A 20,576-nucleotide genomic window follows, 5' to 3' on the forward strand; every position below is an offset into this window, starting at 1 on the left:
CAGGACACGATGGTTGTCAACGCGTCGCAAGACGATCCCGAAAAGGCGCGGCGCTTCCGCGAGGCCGCGCTGCCGTATCTTGACGACGCCTATACGCTGGCCCGCTATCTGCTGCGCGATGCCGCCGACGCCGAGGATGCGGTGCAGGAATGCTATCTGCGCGCCTACAAGCATTTCGACAGCTACCGCGGACCTGCGATGAAGCCGTGGCTGTTCGCGATCCTGCGCAATGTCTGCCGCGCCGAATATGCAAGGCGCAAGACCGCCCCGACCGCGGTCGAGGAGTTGCCCGAAGGCGGCGAGCAGACCCCGCTGTGGAATGAAGCCCCGGAGACCCCGGAAAAGCAGTTGCTGCGCCGCTTCGACGGCGAGACCGTGCGCAAGCTGGTCGCGGCGCTTGCCGAGCCGTTCCGCGAGACCTTCGTGCTCAGGGAAATCCAGAATCTTTCATACCGCGAGATCGCCGATGTCGCCGCCGTGCCGGTCGGCACCGTGATGTCCCGCCTCGCGCGCGCCCGCGCCATGCTGCGATCGGCCTGGCTTGCGGAACAGGAGCAAGCGAAATGACCTGCGAGGAAGCCGAAGTGCTGATCCACGCGCTGATCGACGGCGAACTCGACGCCGGCCATGCGCGCGAGGTGGAAGCCCATGTCGAGGGGTGCGCGCATTGTGCCGCTCTCATGAAGGAGTATCAGGAGATCCGCCAGGCGATCGCCGAGAGCGATTTGCGCTACAAGGCGCCGCTCGAGCTGCGCCGCAAGATCGAGAAGTCGCTGCCGCAACCACAAGCGCAGGCGGCGCCGACCCGGCGCTCGGTGCTGCGCGGCTTCGCGCTGGGCTCCGCGGTGTCGGCGATGGCGGCGACCGGCCTTGTCGCGATCGTGCTGCGCAACGATGACGAGCAGCGCATCGAGAACGAGGTGGTGTCGGCGCATCTGCGTTCGCTGCAGGCCGGCCACCTCACCGACGTGATCTCGACGGATCAGCACACGGTCAAGCCCTGGTTCAACGGCAAGCTCGACGTCTCGCCGCCGGTGATCGATCTCACCGCGCAGGGCTTCACGCTGATCGGCGGCCGGCTCGACTACGTCAACGCCCGCGAGATCGGCGCCGTGGTCTACAAGCGGCGCCAGCACGTCATCAACCTGTTCGTGGCGCAGACCGCGAACACCGAACGCAAGCCGGCGAAGATTTCGACGCTGCAGGGCTTCAACATCCGCCGCTGGAGCGACCGCGGCCTGAACTACTGGGCGGTCAGCGATCTCGGCGCCGACGAGCTGAGCGAGTTCGGCGACAAGTTCGAGGGCGCGATGCGCGCGAACAAGGAGGGATGAGCCTTGTAGCCCGGATGCAGCGCTGCGTAATCCGGCGACGGTCTTACCCGCTGCGAGAACCCCGGATTTCGCTTCGCTGCATCCGGGCTACAGGTTCGAAACTACGCCGACTTGCGCACCGCGTTGTCGACCAGCGTCTTGCCGAGCGACCAGATCGCGCCGGGCACCTTGTGGCTGCCGGCGATCACGTCGTCGAACGACTTCTCGATCCAGGTGCAGTCCTCTTCGGTGATCATGAGCGGCGGCAGCAACTTGATGGTGTGGAGGCCGTGGCCGGCGACCTGGGTCAGGATCTTGTGATCCTTGAACAGCGGCACCGTGATCAGCTGGCAGAACAGACCCTTGTTGGCGGTCTCCAGCAAATTCCACGACGCCTTGAGCCGCAGCGATTTCGGCGGACCGAACTCGACGCCGATCATCAGGCCCTTGCCGCGCACTTCCTTCATCAGTTCATAGCCGGGCACCATGCGTGTCAGCGCAAGACGAAGCTCGGCGCCGCGTTTGGCGGCGTTCTCGACGAGCTTCTCGGCCTTGATGACGTCGAGCGTGGCGATACCGGCGGCCATCGCGAGATCGTTCTTGGCGAAGGTCGAGCCGTGCACGACCGCGCGATCCATCTGGTTGAAGATCTTGTCGAAGATGTTCTTGCGCGTCAGCAGCGCGCCGATCGGCACGTGACCGCCGGACAGCGCCTTCGCCAGCAGCACCATGTCGGGCTCGATGCCCCAATGCTCGATCGCGAGGAATTTTCCGGTGCGGCCGATGCCGGTCTGGATCTCGTCGGCGATGAACAGCGTGCCGTATTTGCGGCACAGCGCCAGCGCGCCGGGCAGGAACTCGTCGGTGGGCATGTTGACGCCCTTGCCCTGGATCGGCTCGACGATGAAGGCGCCGACCTGGCGCGACGACAGCGCCTTCTCCAGCGCCTCGAGATCGTTGAAGGGAATCGGGGTGCAGCCCGGCAGCAGCGGCTCGAATCCGCCGCGGAAATTCGAATCATCGGTCAGCGACAGCGCGCCGTAGGACAGGCCGTGGAACGAATGCCCGCAATAGACGATACCGGGGCGGCCGGTCGCGCCGCGCGCGAACTTGATCGCGGCTTCGACGGTTTCGGCGCCGGAATTGGCGAAAAACACCTTGTCCAGATATGGAACATGTTCCAGAAGCCGTTCCGCGAGCACGCCGGCGAGCGTCGAGACATCGAGCTGCACGAGATTGGGCAGATCGGCGTCAAGCACGCTCTTCAGCGCCTGGCGCAGGGCCGGATGATTGCGGCCAATCGCAAAAACGCCAAATCCGCTCAATAGATCAAGGTAACGAGCCCCCTGACGATCGAAGAGGTATTGGCCTTGCCCCTTCTGGAAGCCGACGTCGTAGCCGATGGTCTTGAGAACGCGAACGAGCTGCTCGTTGAGGTGACGCGTGTGCATGGCACCGCGCTGCCCCTCGCGCTCCACAAAAATCTCGGAAACGTCTAAATTGGAACTTACCATTCGTTACATACGTCGGTTGATGGCCATCTCGTCAACTTAAAACGCTCGCTAGCGGCGTTTTGACCCCCGCTCGGATCGTCCAGTTAAACACAGGTTTGGACCATGTTGCACTGCCCAAGAACTTTCGCGCGTACAATAGCCTTTTCAGGTTTATTTTTGGCCACCGTATTATCACCGGCACTTGCAGCGGACCCGACCGGCGACTGGAAGGTCGCTGACGGTGTCGCCACCATCCGCGTCGCCCAGTGTAATGGCAACATGTGGGGTGCGGTGTCCTGGGAAAAAACCCCAGGCGGCAAGGATAAGAACAATCCTGATGCTGCGAAGCAGAGCAGGCCGACGCTCGGCATGCCGATCCTGATCGACATGAAGAAGAAGGCCGGCGTCGATGCGTGGGAAGGTCAGGTCTACAACGCCAAGGACGGCCAGCTCTACAACTCGACCATCAAGCCCGTCGGCACCGATCAGCTCGAGATCCAGGGCTGCGTGCTCGGCTTCCTGTGCGGCGGCGAGACCTGGACCCGCGTCGGTCCGCCGATTCCGGTGAGCGTCGCCGGCAACCAGGCGGCGAAGGGCGCCCAGCCCAAATCAACAGCACCGCAGAAAACCACCGGCGCCGTGGCGCCGGCCACCAAGCCGGGTCAAAAGCAGGCCCCAGGCAACGCCAATGCGCAGGCTGACGCCGTGGGCGATATCTGCCTGCTTCCGGACATCGCGCGACCGACACATTAGCGGAAGCCTGGGGGGAACACCGTCCGCTGACATCGCGGCTCGGCGGCGCCTGCCGCCAAGCCGGTTCGACAGCGAACCGCCAACGCGTCAGGTGACGTCGTTGGCGATATCCTCCTCCTTGACCTCGCGCGGCTTGCCCATCAGCGCCGGCTGGAACAGCAACACCGCCGCGAGCGTAGTGACGAGCGAGAGCGCCAGCAGCTTGCCCATGCTGGCGGTGCCGGGATGGCTCGACAGCCACAGGCTGCCGAAGGCGGTCGCCGTGGTCAGCGCGCTGAAAAAGATCGCACGTGTCAGGCTCGACTGCAGCAGATTCGTCCTGCCCTGCCGCCACGCCGTGACATAGTAGATCTTGAACGCCACGCCGACGCCGAGCAGCAGCGGCAGCGCGACGATGTTGGCGAAGTTGAGCGGCAGCCCGATCAAGACGCAGATCTCCAGCGTGACGATGCCGGCGACGAGGAGCGGCACCAGCGTCATCAGCACGTCGACGACGCGGCGCAGCGTCAGCCACAGCAGCAGGCCGATCGTGACCAGCGCCAGGATGCCGGCGTGGATGAACGCCTTCACGATGACGTCGCCCGACTTCAGGATCGAGACCGGCCCGCCGATCGCGGTCGGCTCGGCGGCGAGCACGGCGTCGGCAAAGCGGCGCAGATTGTCGTTATCGTTCGGATCGCCCTTCGGCTCCACCTCGACACGCATCAGGCCGTCCTTGGTCTTCCAGCTGTCGACGAGTTCCTGCGGCAGATTCTGCAGCGTGACGGTCTGGGCCTGCAGCGTATTGCGGAGCTGATCGAACACGATCTTCATCGGCGCGACGAAGACATCCTGCGCCTTGTCGCGGGTCGCCTGGCTCGAACCGGCGAGCTTCTGCAGCGCGTCGGCGAGCCGGCGCGCGGCCACCGCGCCCGGCCCCTTGCCGTCGCCCGCGGTCTTGCGCAGGCTGTCGACCGAGCTCTTCAGCGCCTCGACATTCTCCTGATCCGACGGCGCCGGATCGACCGAATCCGGGTTGAGCGCGGGGCCTAGCGTCTTGGCCGCCTGCGCGATCAGCTTCAGCTTGGCCGGCTGGTCGTCGGGCACGAAGCTGTCGAGCGACATCACGCGCGACACTTCCGGCAGCTTCTCGAGCTTGGCCTCGATCTTCTTGGCGTCGGCTTCCGAGCGCGTCATCACGTTGATGGCGTTGGCGCCGGTGTTCGGATCCTTCCGCAGGTCGAGGAAGGTCGCGATCGATTCCACCTTGGAATTGCGCAGATTGATCGGGTTGAAGTCGAACTTCATGTAATGGAGCAGCGGCAGGCCCGCGACCGTGACCAGCAGCGTGCCGACGATGATCGGAACGCGATGCTTCTCCAGGAAGAGATCGAGCGGCGCCAGGAAGGCGTAGCCGACCGGCTCCTTCTCGCCGGGCGGATTGAGCAGATCGAGCAGCGCCGGCAGCACCGTGATGCTGGTGACGAACGCCACCAGCATGCCGGCGCCGGCGATCTTGCCGAGCTCCGAGATGCCCTTGTAGTCGGTCGGCAGGAAGCAGAGGAAACCGGCGGCGGTCGCCATCGCCGCGAGCGACAGCGGCACCGCGGAGCGGCGTGCCGCGTTTTCCAGCGCCAGAGTCAGATTGTCGTTCTTGAAGCGCTCGGAGCGGTAGCGAACGCTGAACTGGATGCCGAAGTCGACCCCGAGGCCGATGAACAGCACGGCGAAGGCGATCGAGAGCAGGTTCAGCGAGCCGACCATCATCAGGCCGACTGCCGTGGTGATGGCAAGCCCGATGAACAGATTCACGAACACGGCGAAGATGATCTTGCCTGAATGCAGCGCCATCCAGAGGATGACCAGCACGATCACCACGGTGCCGATGCCGTTGGTGATCGCGCCGTCCTGCACGGTGGCGTATTCCTCGTTGGCGATCGGCACGGGTCCGGTCAGGCGAACGCGCGCATGATATTCGGTCGGGAATTTCAGATCGACCGCCGCCTGGCGGATCGCATCGGTCGCGGCCTTGCCGGGCTCCAGCGCCGAATAGTCGATGATCGGCTTGATCTCGATGAAGGCGCGCTTGTCCGAATCGGTCAGCGGCTTGTCGCTGGTGAGCTCGCGCCAGGAGAAGGTCGCGTCACCCTTGGCGAGGACGGTCTCGACCGTCTCGGAGATCAGGTTGAAGGGCGGCGCGGCATTGTCGAGCTTGACCTGCCCGCGCTTGACGCCGGCAAGACCGGTCTCGAGCGCGCCGGTCAATCCGCGAATCGAAGGATCGCCGGCCATGATCTCGATCAACGGCGCGGCCGATTCGAGCTGGCCCGCGACCTTGCCGACCTCTTCGGTCGGCAGGAACAAGAGGCCGTTCTTCTCGAAGAACTCGCCGGAGCCGAGCGCGGTGATCGCTTCGAAGTTCTTCTTGTCGGCCTGTAGCTTCGCGGTGAGCGCCTTCGCGGCTGAGCTGGTCAGCTCGGGCGTCGCTGCCTCGACCACCGCCAGGATCAGGCGCTCGCGATCAAACGCTTCCTCGAACTGGTTGTCGCGCTTGCGCCAATCCAGATCCGGCGAGATCAGCTTGTTGATGTCGGTGTTGATCGAGAAGTTGCGGGCCGTGTAGAAGCCGGCGCCGATCGACAACAGGACAGAGAAAATCACAACCGGAAGGGCAAAACGCGTACAGGTCCTAACAACGGAGACGACAATATTTGTCAGCACTTCGTTTCTTTCTAATCTCGGGGAAGCATGGCCGAAAACGCCCGCTCTGTAGCGGAGTTCCCGGGACCGATCTAATGTTGTTTTGGTTATCTTCCTCGACGGGACGGCGAGGAGGTTCCAAACCACAGGAACGGCCACGAATGGCCGGTATAAACCGCATGAGTGGGCGATAAAGTGACGAACAAGTGAGGAGACGGACAGTCGCAGGGACCCGAATCCACACTATATTACCTCCAACGCCCTCCTTCGTGATCCTGTCCTCACTCGAAATGCTACCTTTTTGCCACAAATCCCTGTATTTCCATGCGCTTGGGGCACAGATCCCTTCCAGGAACTGTGATGGCGCGGACATTGCAACTGACGTTGCGACGTCCGACGTATGGAGTGCGTTGCCGAAAAGGCCGCAGGGCATTGAACGAGATTGGTGCAATTTGCGTAACGGACGTCCGATGGAAGTGTTTCTTGCTCAGCCGCGCGGCTTTTGCGCAGGCGTTGTGCGTGCGATCGAGATCGTCGAACGCGCGATCGAGAAGTATGGCCCGCCGGTCTATGTCCGCCACGAGATCGTGCATAACAAACACGTCGTCGAGAGCCTGAAGAAGAAGGGCGCAATCTTCGTCGAGGACCTCTCGGAAGTGCCGGCCAAGGCGGTGACCGTGTTCAGCGCCCATGGCGTTGCCAGGAGCGTCGAGGAAGAGGCGGAAGCCCGCGACCTGCCGGTGCTCAATGCCACCTGCCCGCTCGTCACCAAGGTCCACAACCAGGGCAAGCGCTATATCTCGAAGGGCCGCGCCCTGATCCTGATCGGGCACGCCGGCCATCCCGAGGTCGAGGGAACCATGGGACAGGTTCCGGGACCGGTTCTGCTGGTCCAGAGCGTCCAGGATGTGGCGGAATTGGGGCTGCCGAGCGATGCGCCGGTCGCCTACATCACCCAGACCACCCTGTCCGTGGACGACACCAGGGACATTATCGCGGCCCTTCAGGCAAAATTTACAGATATTCAAGGCCCGGACATCAGGGATATCTGCTATGCGACACAGAATCGCCAATCTGCGGTAAGGGACCTGAGCAAACTGGTGGACGTCATTTTGGTGGTGGGGGCCACCAACAGTTCCAACTCGAACAGGCTTCGTGAAATCGGCACCGAGGTCGGCGTCGCGAGTTATCTCATTGCCGATGGGAGCGAGCTCAATCCGGATTGGCTCAAGGATGCGAAGGCCGTCGGCATTACCGCGGGCGCTTCGGCGCCTGAAGTTTTGGTCGACGATGTGATCGAGGCCCTGCGGCGCATCGGACCGGTATCGGTCTCGCTCGTTCCGGGCCGAGAAGAGAATATCGAATTCCGGCTGCCAGCCGAACTGACTGCGGGCTGATCTGAACCCACTTCCCTTTGATAAGTGCAGAAAGAAAATCGTCTAATGGCTATACCGTTCTTCAAGGAAATGCGTATCGGCGGTTATCTGATCAAGCAGAAGCTGCTTGGCCGCAAACGCTATCCGCTCGTGCTGATGCTGGAACCCTTATTCCGCTGCAACCTCGCCTGCGTCGGCTGCGGCAAGATCGACTATCCCGATGCGATCCTCAATCGCCGCATGACGGCGCAGGAATGCTGGGATGCAGCCGATGAATGCGGCGCGCCGATGGTGGCGATTCCCGGCGGCGAGCCGCTGATCCACAAGGAGATCGGCGAGATCGTGCGCGGCCTCGTGGCGCGCAAGAAGTTCGTCTCGCTGTGCACCAATGCGCTGCTGCTCGAGAAGAAGCTCGATCTGTTCGAGCCGTCGCCCTATCTGTTCTTCTCGGTGCATCTCGATGGCCTGAGGGATCACCACGACAAGGCGGTGTCGCAGAAGGGCGTGTTCGACCGCGCCGTCTCGGCGATCAAGGCGGCGAAGGCCCGCGGCTTCACGGTCAACGTCAACGCCACCATCTTCGACGGCCATCCGGCCGAGGAGATCGCCAAGTTCCTCGACTTCACCACCGAGCTCGGCGTCGGCGTCTCGATGTCGCCGGGTTACGCCTATGAGCGTGCGCCCGATCAGGAGCACTTCCTCAACCGCACCAAGACCAAGAAGCTGTTCCGCGACGTCTTTGCGCTCGGCAAGGGCAAGAAGTGGAATTTCATGCATTCCGGCCTGTTCCTCGACTTCCTCGCCGGCAACCAAGAATACGAGTGCACGCCCTGGGGCATGCCGGCGCGCAACATCTTCGGCTGGCAGAAGCCCTGCTATCTGCTCGGTGAAGGCTACGCCAAGACCTTCAAGGAGCTGATGGATACCACCGACTGGGACACCTACGGCACCGGCAAGTACGAGAAGTGCGCCGACTGTATGGCCCATTGCGGCTACGAGCCGACCGCGGCCACCGCGGCGATCAACAATCCGCTGAAGGCGATGTGGGTTGCGTTGCGCGGCATCAGGACATCAGGCCCGATGGCGCCCGAGATCGACATGTCGAAGCAGCGTCCGGCGCAGTACATCTTCGCCGAGCAGGTGCAGAAGAAGCTCTCGGAGATCCGCCGCGACGAGGCTGCGGCTGCCGCCGCCAAGCAGCAAGCGAAGGCTTCCACCGCCGCCTGACGCGCGATGTGAGCGAAAGCAGAACATGAAAGCCCCGGTTCAGCGAACAGGGGCTTTTTTCTTGGATCAGGATGCCGCCTGCTCTTCCGGTTTCGTGCGCAGAAGCAATTTCTGGATCTCCGCCGCGCGCGGCGCGCTGAGTGTGCCACGCTCGATCCCGAGCGGGACATTGCGCAAAGCGAGCTCGCGATAGAGCGCGCCGGATGGAGGAAAGCGCTCGTCCAGCGCCCGGAGGTGCTTGAGGATCGTTCCGACGTCGCCGCGCGCCACGCACCCGCCCATGCCATTGGCCAGTCCGCCGTCGAGAACGGCCGCGACCGTCCCGCGCAGCAGCGGCATCATCGCGCGCAACGCGTCGGCCTCGCTGGCGCCAAAGCTCTTCCAGAGCTCGACGCCTTCCTTGAGCAGCGCGATCAGGAATGGACCGACGTAGTATGCCGACGCATGATAGAGCGCCCGCGCACCGGCCGGCAGCGCCAGCGGTTCGCACCCGATCCGGGTCGCAAGCAATTCCAGGTTACGCCTGAAGTCGCCCTCTGCCTCGATGCCGACGCTGCATCCGCGCAATCCCTCGAGCGCGACGTCGGGATTGGCAAACATCTGCATCGGATGAAATCCGCCGGTCGCGGCGCCTGCGGATTTCGCATGATCGAGCGCGGCCAGTTCGGTCGCTCCGCTGCAATGAACCACGCGGTGACGCGGCTCCCAGCGCAAATCGCGACACACCGGCAGGATCGCGTCGTCGCTCACGGTGAGGAAAACCATGTCGCAGCTGTCGACGACCTGCTGCGCGGCGCTCATCGGCCTTGCCGACGGGATGCGGGATCCGAGCCGCTGCGCGGCATCGGCACTGCGGTTGTAGAACGCCGCGACGTTCAGCCCCGCGCGGGCGAAGGCCGGCGCGAGCGTTTGCGCCACGCGGCCGGCACCGATGAAGCCGATTCGCAACGCCGCCAGCGCCGTGGTCATTGCGCGTAGCTCCCGTCGATGCGATCGAGCCTGCGCCGCAGCGCCGGCCATTCCAGCAGGCCGTAGCCGGCCTGCAGATTTTGCGCCGCTTCATTCAGCACCGGATTGGTGTCGCGCTCATTGTCCAGCGTGATCTCCCTGCCGGCAAAGCAGGTCACCGTGTTGCCGATCGCCATCTCGGTCGGCGCATGCAGCGGCCGGCCGCAGCCGAGCGCGTCGACCTGGATCCGGCAAGCCTGCTCCAGCCAGTAGATCGCATTGAACGCCTGCGGAATCGTGTTGCCGCAAACCAGGAGGCCATGATTGCGCAACACCAGCACATTGTTGCGGCCGAGATCGGCGACCACCCGGTCGCATTCGTCCCGATCGATCGCCGGCCCCTCGAAATCGTGATAGCCGATCCGTCCGTGAAACCGTATCGCGGTCTGCGACAGCGGCAGCAGCCCCTCGGCAAGCGTGCTGACCGCGGTGCCGGCCCTGGTGTGGGTATGGAGAACGCAGTTCACGTCGGGCCGCGCGCGATGGATCGGGGCGTGCAGATAGAAACCGGCGACGTTGACGTTGTAGCCGTGGTTGGGCTGCAGCAGGGTGCGGCCCTCGATGTCGATCTTGACGAGGCTCGACGCGGTGATTTCCTCGTACAGCATGCCATAGGGATTGATCAGGTACTGATCGTGATGCCCCGGGACCTGTGCACTGATGTGGTCGTAGATCAGGTCGGTCATTCCGTAGAGCGCGACCAGTCGGTAGCACGCCGCAAGATCGACGCGGGTTGCCCACTCCTGTTCTCCCACGACGCCCCTGACATCGCTGACGGCACAAACTTCGGTCTGACGCATGGCTTGGACCCTCAGTGACGGATGACGGAGGCGCGCTCGACGATACGGCTGAGGTCTTCCGACGATGGAAGTCCGCCGAACACGTGCATCCCGTCCGCGCCAAGCCTGGACTTCACAAACAGATCAGCGGCAGCGGCGTCGCCATGTCTCAGCATCTCGGCAGCCTGCAGCGCATGCGCCATGCGGGTGGCGAGCGCTCTTGCCTGCCCGTCGTCCGGATATCGTGCACGCAATCGATCGGCGAGATCGTCCGTGCTTCGGTCATAGGCCGGATTGAGGCCCCTGCTCGCACGCAACTCGTCGACGAACGCATCCCGGCAATTCGCATCGCGTTGCATGGCGCGCAGGACGTCCATGCACATCATGTTCGAGGTGCCTTCCCAGATCGAATTCAGCGGCGCCTCGCGATAGAGCCGGGCCATCGGATTCTCCATGATGAAGCCGTTGCCGCCGTGCACCTGCAGGCATTCATAGGTGAAGGCCGGCGCGCGCTGGCAATTCCAGAACTTCATCACGGGTGTCGCGACCCGCGCCAGCAGCCGCTCGTGTTCGCTTGTTTGCAGACCGTCGGTCGCACGCGCGACCCGAAATGCGCCGAGCATCGCCGCCTCGCTCTCGAGCGCGAGGTCGGCGAGCACGTTGCGCTGCATCGGAAGCTCGGACATCGGCTTGCCAAACGCCGTTCGCGTTTGCGCATGGTTGAGGGCGAGGCTCAACGCCTGGCGCATCAGCCCGGCGGAGCCGACCGCGAAATCCAGCCGCGTCAGATGGGCATGCGAAAGGATTTCCGCGATGCCGCGCCCCTCTTCGCCAACCAGGATCGACCAGGTGTCGTGGTACTCGATCTCGCTCGACGCGTTCGACCGGTTGCCGCATTTGTCCTTCAGGCGCTGGATGTGGATGCGGTTGGCGCTGCCGTCGGGCAGCAGGCGCGGCACGAACAGGCAACTGACGCCCGACTGGGTGCGCGCCAGCGTGTAGAATCCGTCGGCCACGGCACCGAGAAGAACCATTTGTGGCCGGTGATCGCATAGATCTCGCCATGCGCGCCGCGCTCGACGAAGCGCGCGGTGGTCTGGGTCTCACGCAGATCGGAGCCGCCCTGCTTTTCGGTCATGGCGTAACCGATGACCGCGGCGCGCTTGGCCTCGATCGGAAGCCGCCGCGGATCGTAGTCCGCCGCCAGCGTTCGCTCCCGCCACAGATTGAATTGCGGCTTGCCGGAAAACCCGGCGATTGCGGCGTACGCCATCCCGGTGGGGCAGCCGACGCCGTTCTCGATCTGATTCCAGAGATAGCTCAGCGCCGCACGCGCCAGATGGCCGTGTGGTTCGCGTGTCGACCAGGCGAGGCTATGCACCTCGCTCCGGAACGCCAGCGCCATCAATTCATGCCAGGCCGGATGGAATTCGACCCAATCATTGCGATTGCCATACCGGTCATGGGTCAAGAGCTTCGGTTCGTGCTCGTTGGCCAGCCGTGCCGCCTCCTGCACGGATTCGCTGCCGGCATGGGCGCCTAGCGCGGAAAGCTTGTCTGTCGCCCACGGCGCGATCGTTGCGATCAGGCCACTCAACGCGCGGTCGTCATCGAACGCATTGAAGCCGAGCGCCGGCCGCGCCTGATTGCGCACTTCATGGGTCGCAAACGGAGCGGCTTGCGCTTCAGCGACGGCAACCGGCTGGACGCGCGCGTTCATGCGGAGACTCGCGATACAGGGGTGAGTTCCGGCGTGGCGTGGCGAAACAGCATGCGCGCGGAAAGCCCTGCGATCGACTGTGCGATCGCCTTCGCCGCGTCGGAGTCAGGGGCCGCTTCGGGCGCAAGGGGACCAACCAGCGCCTCCATGAAGGCGCCGGTCACGCAGGATGCCGCGACGTTGGCGTCGATCTCGACGAACTCACCGCCGGCGATGCCGCGCCGGACCAGCCTTGCGATCTGATCGGCCAGGGCCGCCCGGTATTTCAGGCGCGCCGCGTCGATCTCGGGTTCACAGGGTTCGGCGATCAACGCGTAGGCCAGGCGGCGTCCGCGCATCGCCCGGACCGCGAAAGTGTAGATCGCGTCGACCAGGCACTGGGATGCAGATCCTTCCGCCTCGACGATCGCGGCGACCACGGCCACCTCGCGCTCGGACACCAGGGCGAGCACCTGCGCGTACAGGTCCGCCTTGGAGTCGAAGTAGCGATACACGCTGCCCGTGGCCACGCCGGCCCGTGAGGCGATCAGGGCGATCTGGGCATCCTTCCAGCCACTCAGCGCCACGGCCTCCCTGGCGGCATCGAGAATGCGCGCTTTGGTTTCGACCAGTTGGTTGAGGCGAACGGCAGCGATTGCCATAGTGAACCTCAATTCATGAATAAAGGATCATTGTTCATTCTCGGATGAATAATCCTGGCTGTCAAGTATCGACCCGACGCGCCCTGCGGTCGCAGGGCCGTTCCCAAGGCGCTGGTACGCTGCCGGGCCCGGTCGTCAGAGGCTGTGGCGCGACGCACGGGCGCGAGGGACAGGGATACGCGGGGCTTACCGCAGAGCCGACGCGCAAGTCCCCGCTGAGCGCGCGGAACAGGAACAGCGTGGCATCAAGCGAAACCTTCAGGCATCAAAACAAAAGCCCGATCGCGTTGCGACCGGGCCTTTGTGTTGAGCTTGATGCGAGGAGAAACCCCGGTCCCGGCCCGGCGCAGCGGATCAGGCCGCCTTCGCCGTGATCAGAACGTCTTCCACCGGCATCAATACCTCGTTGCCGAGCAGGAAACCGCGGCAGCTGCGCAGCGAGCGTAGCGCGCGGTTGAAGTCAATTCCGGTCGACACCAGCGCGCGCAGCGTCCGTGGATTGCGCGCGATGCCGCGCAGCACCTTGCGCAGGTCGATGTCGCCGTTCGGCTTCACCGCGGATTTCGCAAGTTCCGGTAGCGCCCGGTGCGCAGGATCGCTGATTACGCGCAACGCGGCGAACGGAATACCGGCTTTGGCGGCATAGGCCGCCGCGATATGGCTCTCCATGTCGACCGCGGCTGCGCCCGTCATCGAGCGCAGAGCGGCCTTGCAGGCCTTCGCCGCAATCACCTCTTCCACGCCGGCGAGACCGCCGCGGACGATCCTGCGGCGCTTCAGCGCGGCGCTGGCGATCATCTCTTCGTTCAGCGCGGATGCGGCCAGGAAACGGGTGTCGCCCGACATTACCTCGGTCGCGACCACCACGTCGCCGGACTTGAGCGACGGGTCGAGCCCGCCGGCCACGCCGAACGAAATCACGCCACGGAAGGTGGTCGGATCCAGCGTCGCCAGCAACTCACGCAGCTGCTGCGGATCGCTCGAACTGCAGATTACGATCATGCCGGGGCCTGCCGCGATGCGGGCCTCCTGCACCAATCCAGTCACAATCAATACCGGCCGAGGATCAATTCTACTGCCCACGGTCTCGGCGGCCCCCGCCTCAACAATCACATCCCGACCCCTACCACCCTGCTATTGGTGCTTCTCAAATTTCGATACCGCGCCAGCGCCCAGAGCGGAAAGAACTTCGAGTAGCCATGATATCGCAAGTAAAATACCCGCGGAAACCCCGTAGCTGTGTATCGCTGCTCGTCCCACAGCCCTTTTTCCGTCTGTGTTGCCTTTAGGTACTCCACCCCCCGCGCAACGGCGGGATTTTCGACCTCTCCGGCCGCCATCAATCCAAGCAAAGCCCATGCCGTTTGCGAGGAGGTCGAAGGCGCAACTTCATAACCCTTGTAATCCAGCCGGTAACTGACGGCGTCCTCGCCCCAGCCGCCGTCCTGATTCTGAACCGACACCAGCCAGTCGACAGCTTTCCGAATCATCGGGTCGTTGCGATCGACCCCTGCGACATTTAGCGCCGAGAGCACCGACCAGGTGCCGTAGATGTAGTTCAGGCCCCAGCGGCCGTACCAGGAGCCCTCGGCAAGCTGGGTGCGGCGCAGATAGGCGACGCCGTCAGCCATCGCCTTGTTGCTCTCGGCGGTCTCGCCGAGCTGGCCCAGCATCGAAATGCAGCGCGCGGTGACATCCTCGGTCGGCGGATCGAGCAATGCGCCGTGATCGGAGAACGGGATGTTGTTGAGGTAATATTCGAGGTTGTTGACGTCGAACGCGGCCCAGCCGCCGTCGCGGCTCTGCAGCCCCTCGATCCACTCGCGGCCGCGCGCGATGGCCTCGTCATATTCCCTGGTTCCGGTGTGGCGCCGCACGCGGTCCATCGCCATCACGACCACCGCGGTGTCGTCGAGATCGGGATAATGGTCGTTGTTGTACTGGAACGCCCAGCCGCCCGGGCGGACGTCCGGCGCCTTGACTGCCCAATCGCCCTTCAGCTCCAGCACCTGGCGCGGCTTCAGCCAGTCGAGGCCCTGCTTGGCCTTGGCCAAGGTATCGTCGCCGCCGGCTTCCTGCAGCGCATGACAGGTCAGCGCGGTGTCCCACACCGGCGAGACGCAGGGCTGGCAATAGGCCTCGTGTTCGCCGATCACGAGCAGCTTGTCGATGCCGCGGCGGGTGATGGCGCGCGGCGGGAAATTCTCGTCCTTGCCGAGCGCCTCATACATCATGACGATGTTGGCCATCGGCGGATAAATCGCGCCCATGCCGTCTTCGCCGTTCAGCCGCTCCTCGGTGAAGGCGAGCGCGGCATCGATCGCGCGCTGGCGCAGGCGCTTCGGAAACATCGGCTCGATCACCCGCAGCACGGCGTCGAGCGAGCGGAACAGATAGAACCAGCTCGCGCTCTGATGCGGCGCCTTCGGCGCCATGCGGACCGATTTCGGATCCTCCAGGAACAGTTCGTCGATGCCGACGCCTTTCGGATTCTTCGCACGCGGCTTCAGCGCGGCAAGCACCATCAGCGGCACCATGGTGGTGCGCGCCCAGTAGGAAATCTTGTTGATGTGGAACGGCGACCACATCGGCAGCAGCATGATCTCGATCGGCAGCACCGGCGTCGCGCGCCAGGTCACGACGCCAAAGAGCGCGAGCAGGAAGCGCGTGAACACGTTGCTGCCCGACGCACCGCCGCGCGAACGGATCGCCTCGCGCGCCCGCACCATGTGCGGCGCGTCGACTGAATCGCCGATCATCTTCAGCGCAAAGTAGGACTTCACGCTGGCGCTCATGTCGAACGGGCCGTCATGCACCAGCGGCCAGCCGCCATGGGCGCCCTGGACACGGCGCAGATAGTTGCCGAGCTTGGCCTCCAGCCCGGCATCGGTCGGCTCGGCCAGATAGTGACGCAGCAGGATGTACTCGGCCGGAATGGTGCTGTCCGCCTCGAGCTCGAACACCCAATGTCCGTCGGACTGGCGGTAGCCGAGCAGCGCTTCGGTTGCCTTGGAGATGCTCTTCTCCAGCGCGACCGGGTCGACTGCAACGCTGTGATCTCTCGCAAGCATTTCGCTCGATATCCTCTTCATCGCGGGCCGGCTGATCGAAAGCCGCGGCCGCTCCAGAGTGTGATCCGATTGCTTCGGATCATGCTCTTGTTTGTTTGGTCGCGTTTTCTTCACGCGAACCGGTAACCACTTCGCTCGAAAACGCACCAACAGGTCGAATCTAGCGTCTGGTCAGAACCAGATCGGCGGCACGATCCCCCGATCGCACCGATCCCTCGATGGTTGCCGGCAACCCGGTAGCAGTCCAGTCGCCGGCAAGGAACAGGTTTTTTTGCGACGTCGTGGGCCCCGGACGCAGGGCATTCTGCTCCGGCGTCGCCTCAAATGTGGCACGGCGCTCGCGCACGATCTGCCACGGCGGCAGGTCGCCGGAAACGCCCGACGCCTCGCAGATATCCTGCCAGATCGCCTGCGCAAGCTCCTCGCGCGGCATGTCGACCAGGCGGTCGCCGTTGCTGATCGTCACCGACATCCGTTGCGGGAACGCGAACAGCCACTCCACGAGGCCGCCGACCACGCCGAGAATGGGCGCGGCGTCGCGCGGCGGATCGACGCGGAAATGCGCATTCACGATGGCGCGGAATTTGGTCGGGGTTTTCAGGCCGGGCAGCAGGGATGCCGCAGCGCGTGGCGGAACGGCGAGCACGACCGCGTCGTCGGCTCCCAGCGCGATCTTGTCGCCATTGCCAAAATCAAGCTCGCTGATGCGATCATTTGCCATGCCGAGCGCACGCAATTCGTGACTGAACTGAACGCTGTGGCCCCTCTCCTGCAGCAGCTTCACGGCCGGCTCGATCAGGACCGAACTCAGGCCGTCGCGCGCGATCAGCGGACGGCAGGCCTGCCCGCCCGCGAGCAGCGTCTCGCGCACGATGGCGCCGGCGAGCCCGGCCGAGCCCTCCGGCGGATCGACGTTCAGCGCGGCCAGCAGCAGCGGCTGCACCAAGCGGTCATACAGCGTGCCCTTGCAGGCAATGGTGTTGCCGACCAGCGCCCCCGTGCCGGCCCAGGCCAGCGGCGCCAAGGCGAGATAGTCGCGCAGGGTCGTATCGGGCACGCGGCGCGCCTCGTCGAACACCCACAGCGGCAGGCGGGAATCGCCGAGGTCGAGCTGCCAGCGCTGGCCGCTGGCAAGATCGACGAACGGAAATTGCGCGCGCGCTGGCCCGACGAGGCCGGCCTCGGTGCCGATCGCGCGCGCGTAGCTCAGTGCATGGCGATTGCCCGACAGCAGCAGATGGTTGCCATTGTCGATGGTGAGATTGGTGGCGGCGTCGAAATAGGAGCGGCAGCGGCCACCGGCCTGCTGGGTCGCCTCGTGGACGAACACCTTGTAGCCGCCATTGGCGAGGCGCACGGCCGCGGAGAGGCCGGAAATGCCGGCACCGATGATATGAACGGTCTTTTGCATCAGATGATCGCGTAACGAAGAAGGATGCCGATCTTGGCGGCCTTGGACACACGTACCGGCGCACGCGGGGCGGTGAAGCCGCGCGCGATCAGGAGATCGAGGATTGCGCGGTAATATTTCGACATGATCCGCGGCGCGCGCACGGCGCGGCGCGAGTTGCGCTTCATGATCTCGTCGGACTTCTGGAAATGCATCTTGGCCCGCTCGGCCAGCGGCGCGCACACTTTCGGCAGCGCGCGGTCGGCGGTGACGCGGGCCGGATCGTTGTTGGTGATGCCGGCATGCCAGAGCCATTCGCGCGGCAGATAGAGCCGGCCGAGACCGGCATCCTCATCGATGTCGCGCAGGATATTGGTGAGCTGCAACGCGCGGCCGAGGTGGTACGCAAGCTGGATGCCATCGTCCTCGGGCAGACCGAACACGCGCACCGACAATCGGCCGACCGCGCTCGCGACGCGATCGCAATACAAATCGAGCGTCGCAAGATCCGGCGCGCGGATATCCTGCGGCACGTCCATTTCCATGCCGTCGACGATCGCGACGAAATCCTCGCGCTTCAGGCCGAAGGTCTTCACCGAGGCGACGTAGTCCTTCAGCCGCTCCGGCGGATGCCCCGCATAGAGCGCGTCGATATCGTCGCGCCACTGCTGCAGCGCGGCCAGCCGCTCCGGCCGCGGGCCGTCGGAATCGGCGATGTCGTCGACCTGCCGGCAGAAGCTGTAGATCTGGAACATCGCCTCGCGCTGCGCGTGCGGCAGGATGCGCATCGCGGCATAGAACGAACTGCCCGATGCGGTGCTTCCGTAATTTGCGTTGGCCGCCGCCTCAGCGCTCATGCGCCCGCCGCCGTCTTGGAGGCCGCGCGCCGTCCGGTCGCACGCCGCGCCGTCTCGCCGGCGACGCCGCCGAGGCTCTGCAGCAGCAATTCGACCGGGCTCAGATGCACGCGCTCGCTGAGCGGATCGCGCACCTTCAGCATGTTCACGATCTTGTCGGCGAACGCCTGGATCACGGAAATCTCGAGCCCCAGCCTGAAATCCTTCACATCCGCGGCGAGCGACTTGCTCTGGTCGAGCAGCGCCTCGGTGCGCACCGCGAGCGCCTGCAGGCATTTGAGCAGGGCCGGCTGCGACTTCGCCTCGCCGAGCATCTCGATGGTCGCGCCCGCGGTGGCCAGGGCATCGCGCGGCAAATAGACACGGTTCAGGTTGCGGTAGTCCTTGCCGCAGTCCTGCAGATGGTTGTTGATCTGCAAGCCGGCGCAGAGCGCGTCCGACGCCGCCCAGGTCGAGCTATCCTCGCCGTGCACGTCGAGCATGAACCGCCCGACCGGCATCGCCGAGTACCGGCAATAATCGATCACGTCGTCCCAGTTCTCGTAACGCAGCTTGGTGACGTCGAGGCGGAACGCCACCAGCACGTCGAGCGCGTGCCGCGGCGGCATGCTGCGCTCGGCAAAGGCGCGGCGCAGATTGACCGCTTCCTTCTGGGTGTCGCCATTGCCAAGCAGCTCGGCCTCCATGAGGTCGAGATAGCGCAGCTTCTCCTCGGCGGGCAGCGTGGCGTGATCGGCAATATCGTCGGCGGTGCGGACGAAATTATAGAAGGCCAGGATCAGGGCACGATGCCGCGGATGAATGATCCACGACGCGACCGGAAAATTCTCGTCGCGGTGGGTCTTTCCGGATCGCAGGTCGCTCGCGGTGGTCATGGGAAATTTGGGCTACACTGGTCATGGCACGACGCAGGCGCGCAGGGTCAGCGCATGCGGGGGATTTGCGAGCCCCATATAGGGGAATACGCCACCAAAACCAATGCTGTCTGTGACCGCCAGCATACCAAGCCCGTGGCCGGCATAGATGCCGAGCACGGGCCTTGCAGCGGTCCATGGGACCTGAAGCGGCCTTACTGGCCGTGGGTCTTCAGCACCTGGTCGCAGGCGGCGCTGATCTTGGTGCGGTTCTGCTGCAGGCAGGCGAGAATGGTGAAATCGCCCTGATCGATCACGGCGCGGCAGTGACGCTGCACGTCGCGCGTGCAGGCCTTCTGCTCATCGGGTGTCCCGCGCGTCTGCTGCTGGGCGAAGGCGCCGGACGAGAGCGGGATCGACAACAGGGCAAGAGCCAAGAGAAATTTACGCATCGTATTCCTTCATTTCCGACAGCAGAAAATCTGTTCCCGAAAAGCGCTTCGGCATGGCCGGGACGGATTTTGGGGATTGCAGACGCCACGTAACGCGGCAACGGATTGACGACAAGCACCGTTAAATGCGGCTAAATTTGCGGCGCTGTAAACCCCTACATAAGTTATTGATTCGCAATGACGATTCGTGCCATCACTTTGTCGCGCTCGGCTATTGCGGATAGCAGTTGCGCAAAGCTACATGCCAGTCACGAAGCCGACGGTTTCTGATTCTGTTCGATGACAATATGGGCGCCGCGCGCCCTTTCTGTCGTTTGAACCTAACATTCTTCGGTGACACTAAACCTTCGATGCGGCGAGACGCTTTCTTGCGTAGTAAGCGTTGATTTTGATGGGAAATTCACAATGAAACTGTTTGGTTCCAGCCTTTATGGTCAGGCTCTCAGGGCTGTGGGCGTGGGCGCCGCACTGATGCTCTCTGCCTCTGTCGTCCACGCCCAAACCAGCGGGCCGTTTGCCGGTTTTGCCGGCTCGTGGACTGGAACGGGCACGGTGGCGCTGTCCAACGGCACGACTGAACGGATTCGTTGCAAGGCGGATTACAAGGTCGCGCCGTCGGGCATGAGCCTTAAACAGTCCCTGCATTGCGCCAGCGACAGCTACAAGTTCGACCTCTCCAGCGACGTCACCAGCCAGGGCGACCGGATCTCCGGCAACTGGAGCGAGGCGAGCCGCAACATCTTCGGCAATCTGCAGGGCACCGCGGGCGGCGGGCGAATCGACGTGTTCGTCGAGGCGTCCGGATTTGCCGCGAACCTGAACCTGCAGACCAACGGCTCCAAGCAGGTCGTACAGATCGACTCCAAGGGCGAGATCCGCGGCGTCTCGATCACGATGACGAAGAGCTGACGCTCCCGGCCGATTGCACCTACAAGACACAAAGGCCCGGTTCCGAACGCTTCG

19 protein-coding genes are annotated in these 20,576 nt (G+C 64.1%); 6 read left to right on the forward strand and 13 right to left on the reverse strand.

Translation table 11 applies throughout. The features are described from left to right. Nucleotides 1-9 precede the first annotated feature (9 nt). The gene (locus E2I15_RS14280) at nucleotides 10-567 is read left to right on the forward strand and encodes a sigma-70 family RNA polymerase sigma factor (RefSeq protein WP_018270594.1); all 558 of its coding nucleotides are present in this window, start codon (nucleotides 10-12) and stop codon (nucleotides 565-567) included. Continuing rightward, nucleotides 564-1,334 carry an anti-sigma factor family protein gene (locus E2I15_RS14285; RefSeq protein WP_137476489.1) on the forward strand — a complete coding sequence of 257 codons (771 nt, stop codon included), beginning with the start codon at nucleotides 564-566 and terminating at the stop codon, nucleotides 1,332-1,334. Before E2I15_RS14280 ends, E2I15_RS14285 begins: the two co-directional genes overlap by 4 nt. Nucleotides 1,335-1,435: 101 nt before the next feature. Here E2I15_RS14285 and hpnO read toward each other — a convergent pair whose 3' ends face one another. Then, nucleotides 1,436-2,827 (reverse strand): aminobacteriohopanetriol synthase HpnO, encoded by a 1,392-nt coding sequence (gene hpnO / locus E2I15_RS14290; RefSeq protein WP_057015689.1) that lies wholly within the window; start codon nucleotides 2,825-2,827, stop codon nucleotides 1,436-1,438. 102 nt (nucleotides 2,828-2,929) lie between these two features. On the opposite strand from hpnO, the gene E2I15_RS14295 reads away from it, so the two are divergent. Continuing rightward, nucleotides 2,930-3,559 (forward strand): DUF2147 domain-containing protein, encoded by a 630-nt coding sequence (locus tag E2I15_RS14295; RefSeq protein WP_137476490.1) that lies wholly within the window; start codon nucleotides 2,930-2,932, stop codon nucleotides 3,557-3,559. 87 nt (nucleotides 3,560-3,646) lie between these two features. Here the strand turns inward: E2I15_RS14295 and hpnN are convergent, their stop codons facing one another. Beyond that, the gene (gene hpnN / locus E2I15_RS14300; RefSeq protein WP_137476491.1) at nucleotides 3,647-6,259 is read right to left on the reverse strand and encodes a hopanoid transporter HpnN; all 2,613 of its coding nucleotides are present in this window, start codon (nucleotides 6,257-6,259) and stop codon (nucleotides 3,647-3,649) included. A 449-nt stretch (nucleotides 6,260-6,708) separates the two neighbouring features. Between hpnN and ispH the strand changes: the two genes are divergently transcribed. Both ispH and hpnH read left to right on the forward strand, forming a co-directional pair. Further along, the gene (ispH, locus tag E2I15_RS14305; RefSeq protein WP_137476492.1) at nucleotides 6,709-7,635 is read left to right on the forward strand and encodes a 4-hydroxy-3-methylbut-2-enyl diphosphate reductase; all 927 of its coding nucleotides are present in this window, start codon (nucleotides 6,709-6,711) and stop codon (nucleotides 7,633-7,635) included. Between the two features lie 45 nt (nucleotides 7,636-7,680). Next, a complete protein-coding gene (gene hpnH, locus E2I15_RS14310; protein ID WP_137476493.1) occupies nucleotides 7,681-8,841 on the forward strand; it encodes an adenosyl-hopene transferase HpnH in 1,161 nt (386 codons plus the stop codon). A gap of 66 nt (nucleotides 8,842-8,907) precedes the next feature. Here hpnH and E2I15_RS14315 read toward each other — a convergent pair whose 3' ends face one another. The 11 genes from E2I15_RS14315 to E2I15_RS14360 form a co-directional block, all read right to left on the reverse strand. Continuing rightward, entirely contained in the window at nucleotides 8,908-9,810 is a 903-nt protein-coding gene (locus E2I15_RS14315; protein ID WP_137476494.1) for a Rossmann-like and DUF2520 domain-containing protein, read from the reverse strand. After that, nucleotides 9,807-10,649 (reverse strand): class II aldolase/adducin family protein, encoded by an 843-nt coding sequence (locus E2I15_RS14320; RefSeq protein ID WP_137476495.1) that lies wholly within the window; start codon nucleotides 10,647-10,649, stop codon nucleotides 9,807-9,809. Before E2I15_RS14320 ends, E2I15_RS14315 begins: the two co-directional genes overlap by 4 nt. 11 nt (nucleotides 10,650-10,660) lie before the next feature. After that, nucleotides 10,661-11,644 (reverse strand): acyl-CoA dehydrogenase family protein, encoded by a 984-nt coding sequence (locus E2I15_RS39000; protein ID WP_210241860.1) that lies wholly within the window; start codon nucleotides 11,642-11,644, stop codon nucleotides 10,661-10,663. Continuing rightward, complete coding sequence (locus E2I15_RS39225) at nucleotides 11,533-12,348, reverse strand: hypothetical protein (RefSeq protein ID WP_210241861.1); 816 nt, start codon at nucleotides 12,346-12,348, stop codon at nucleotides 11,533-11,535. The genes E2I15_RS39000 and E2I15_RS39225 overlap by 112 nt, the downstream gene beginning before the upstream one ends. Next, nucleotides 12,345-12,989 carry a TetR/AcrR family transcriptional regulator gene (locus E2I15_RS14330; protein WP_018270585.1) on the reverse strand — a complete coding sequence of 215 codons (645 nt, stop codon included), beginning with the start codon at nucleotides 12,987-12,989 and terminating at the stop codon, nucleotides 12,345-12,347. Before E2I15_RS14330 ends, E2I15_RS39225 begins: the two co-directional genes overlap by 4 nt. Before the next feature lie 354 nt (nucleotides 12,990-13,343). Then, nucleotides 13,344-14,102 (reverse strand): phosphorylase, encoded by a 759-nt coding sequence (locus tag E2I15_RS14335; RefSeq protein WP_038375998.1) that lies wholly within the window; start codon nucleotides 14,100-14,102, stop codon nucleotides 13,344-13,346. Beyond that, nucleotides 14,099-16,060, reverse strand: a complete 1,962-nt coding sequence (gene shc, locus E2I15_RS14340) for a squalene--hopene cyclase (protein WP_137476496.1) — start codon at nucleotides 16,058-16,060, stop codon at nucleotides 14,099-14,101. Before shc ends, E2I15_RS14335 begins: the two co-directional genes overlap by 4 nt. A gap of 160 nt (nucleotides 16,061-16,220) precedes the next feature. Further along, nucleotides 16,221-17,471, reverse strand: a complete 1,251-nt coding sequence (hpnE, locus tag E2I15_RS14345; protein WP_137476497.1) for a hydroxysqualene dehydroxylase HpnE — start codon at nucleotides 17,469-17,471, stop codon at nucleotides 16,221-16,223. Beyond that, the gene (gene hpnD / locus E2I15_RS14350; RefSeq protein WP_074129022.1) at nucleotides 17,471-18,307 is read right to left on the reverse strand and encodes a presqualene diphosphate synthase HpnD; all 837 of its coding nucleotides are present in this window, start codon (nucleotides 18,305-18,307) and stop codon (nucleotides 17,471-17,473) included. Before hpnD ends, hpnE begins: the two co-directional genes overlap by 1 nt. Continuing rightward, a complete protein-coding gene (gene hpnC / locus E2I15_RS14355) occupies nucleotides 18,304-19,182 on the reverse strand; it encodes a squalene synthase HpnC (protein WP_137476498.1) in 879 nt (292 codons plus the stop codon). The genes hpnD and hpnC overlap by 4 nt, the downstream gene beginning before the upstream one ends. A gap of 194 nt (nucleotides 19,183-19,376) precedes the next feature. Then, a complete protein-coding gene (locus tag E2I15_RS14360) occupies nucleotides 19,377-19,613 on the reverse strand; it encodes a hypothetical protein (protein WP_026192498.1) in 237 nt (78 codons plus the stop codon). 405 nt (nucleotides 19,614-20,018) lie between these two features. Between E2I15_RS14360 and E2I15_RS14365 the strand changes: the two genes are divergently transcribed. Further along, nucleotides 20,019-20,522 carry a hypothetical protein gene (locus tag E2I15_RS14365; protein ID WP_137476499.1) on the forward strand — a complete coding sequence of 168 codons (504 nt, stop codon included), beginning with the start codon at nucleotides 20,019-20,021 and terminating at the stop codon, nucleotides 20,520-20,522. Nucleotides 20,523-20,576: the final 54 nt, after the last annotated feature.

It is taken from the genome of Bradyrhizobium sp. BR2003, assembly GCF_009720285.1.
In the GTDB taxonomy this organism is placed as follows: domain Bacteria; phylum Pseudomonadota; class Alphaproteobacteria; order Rhizobiales; family Xanthobacteraceae; genus Bradyrhizobium; species Bradyrhizobium elkanii.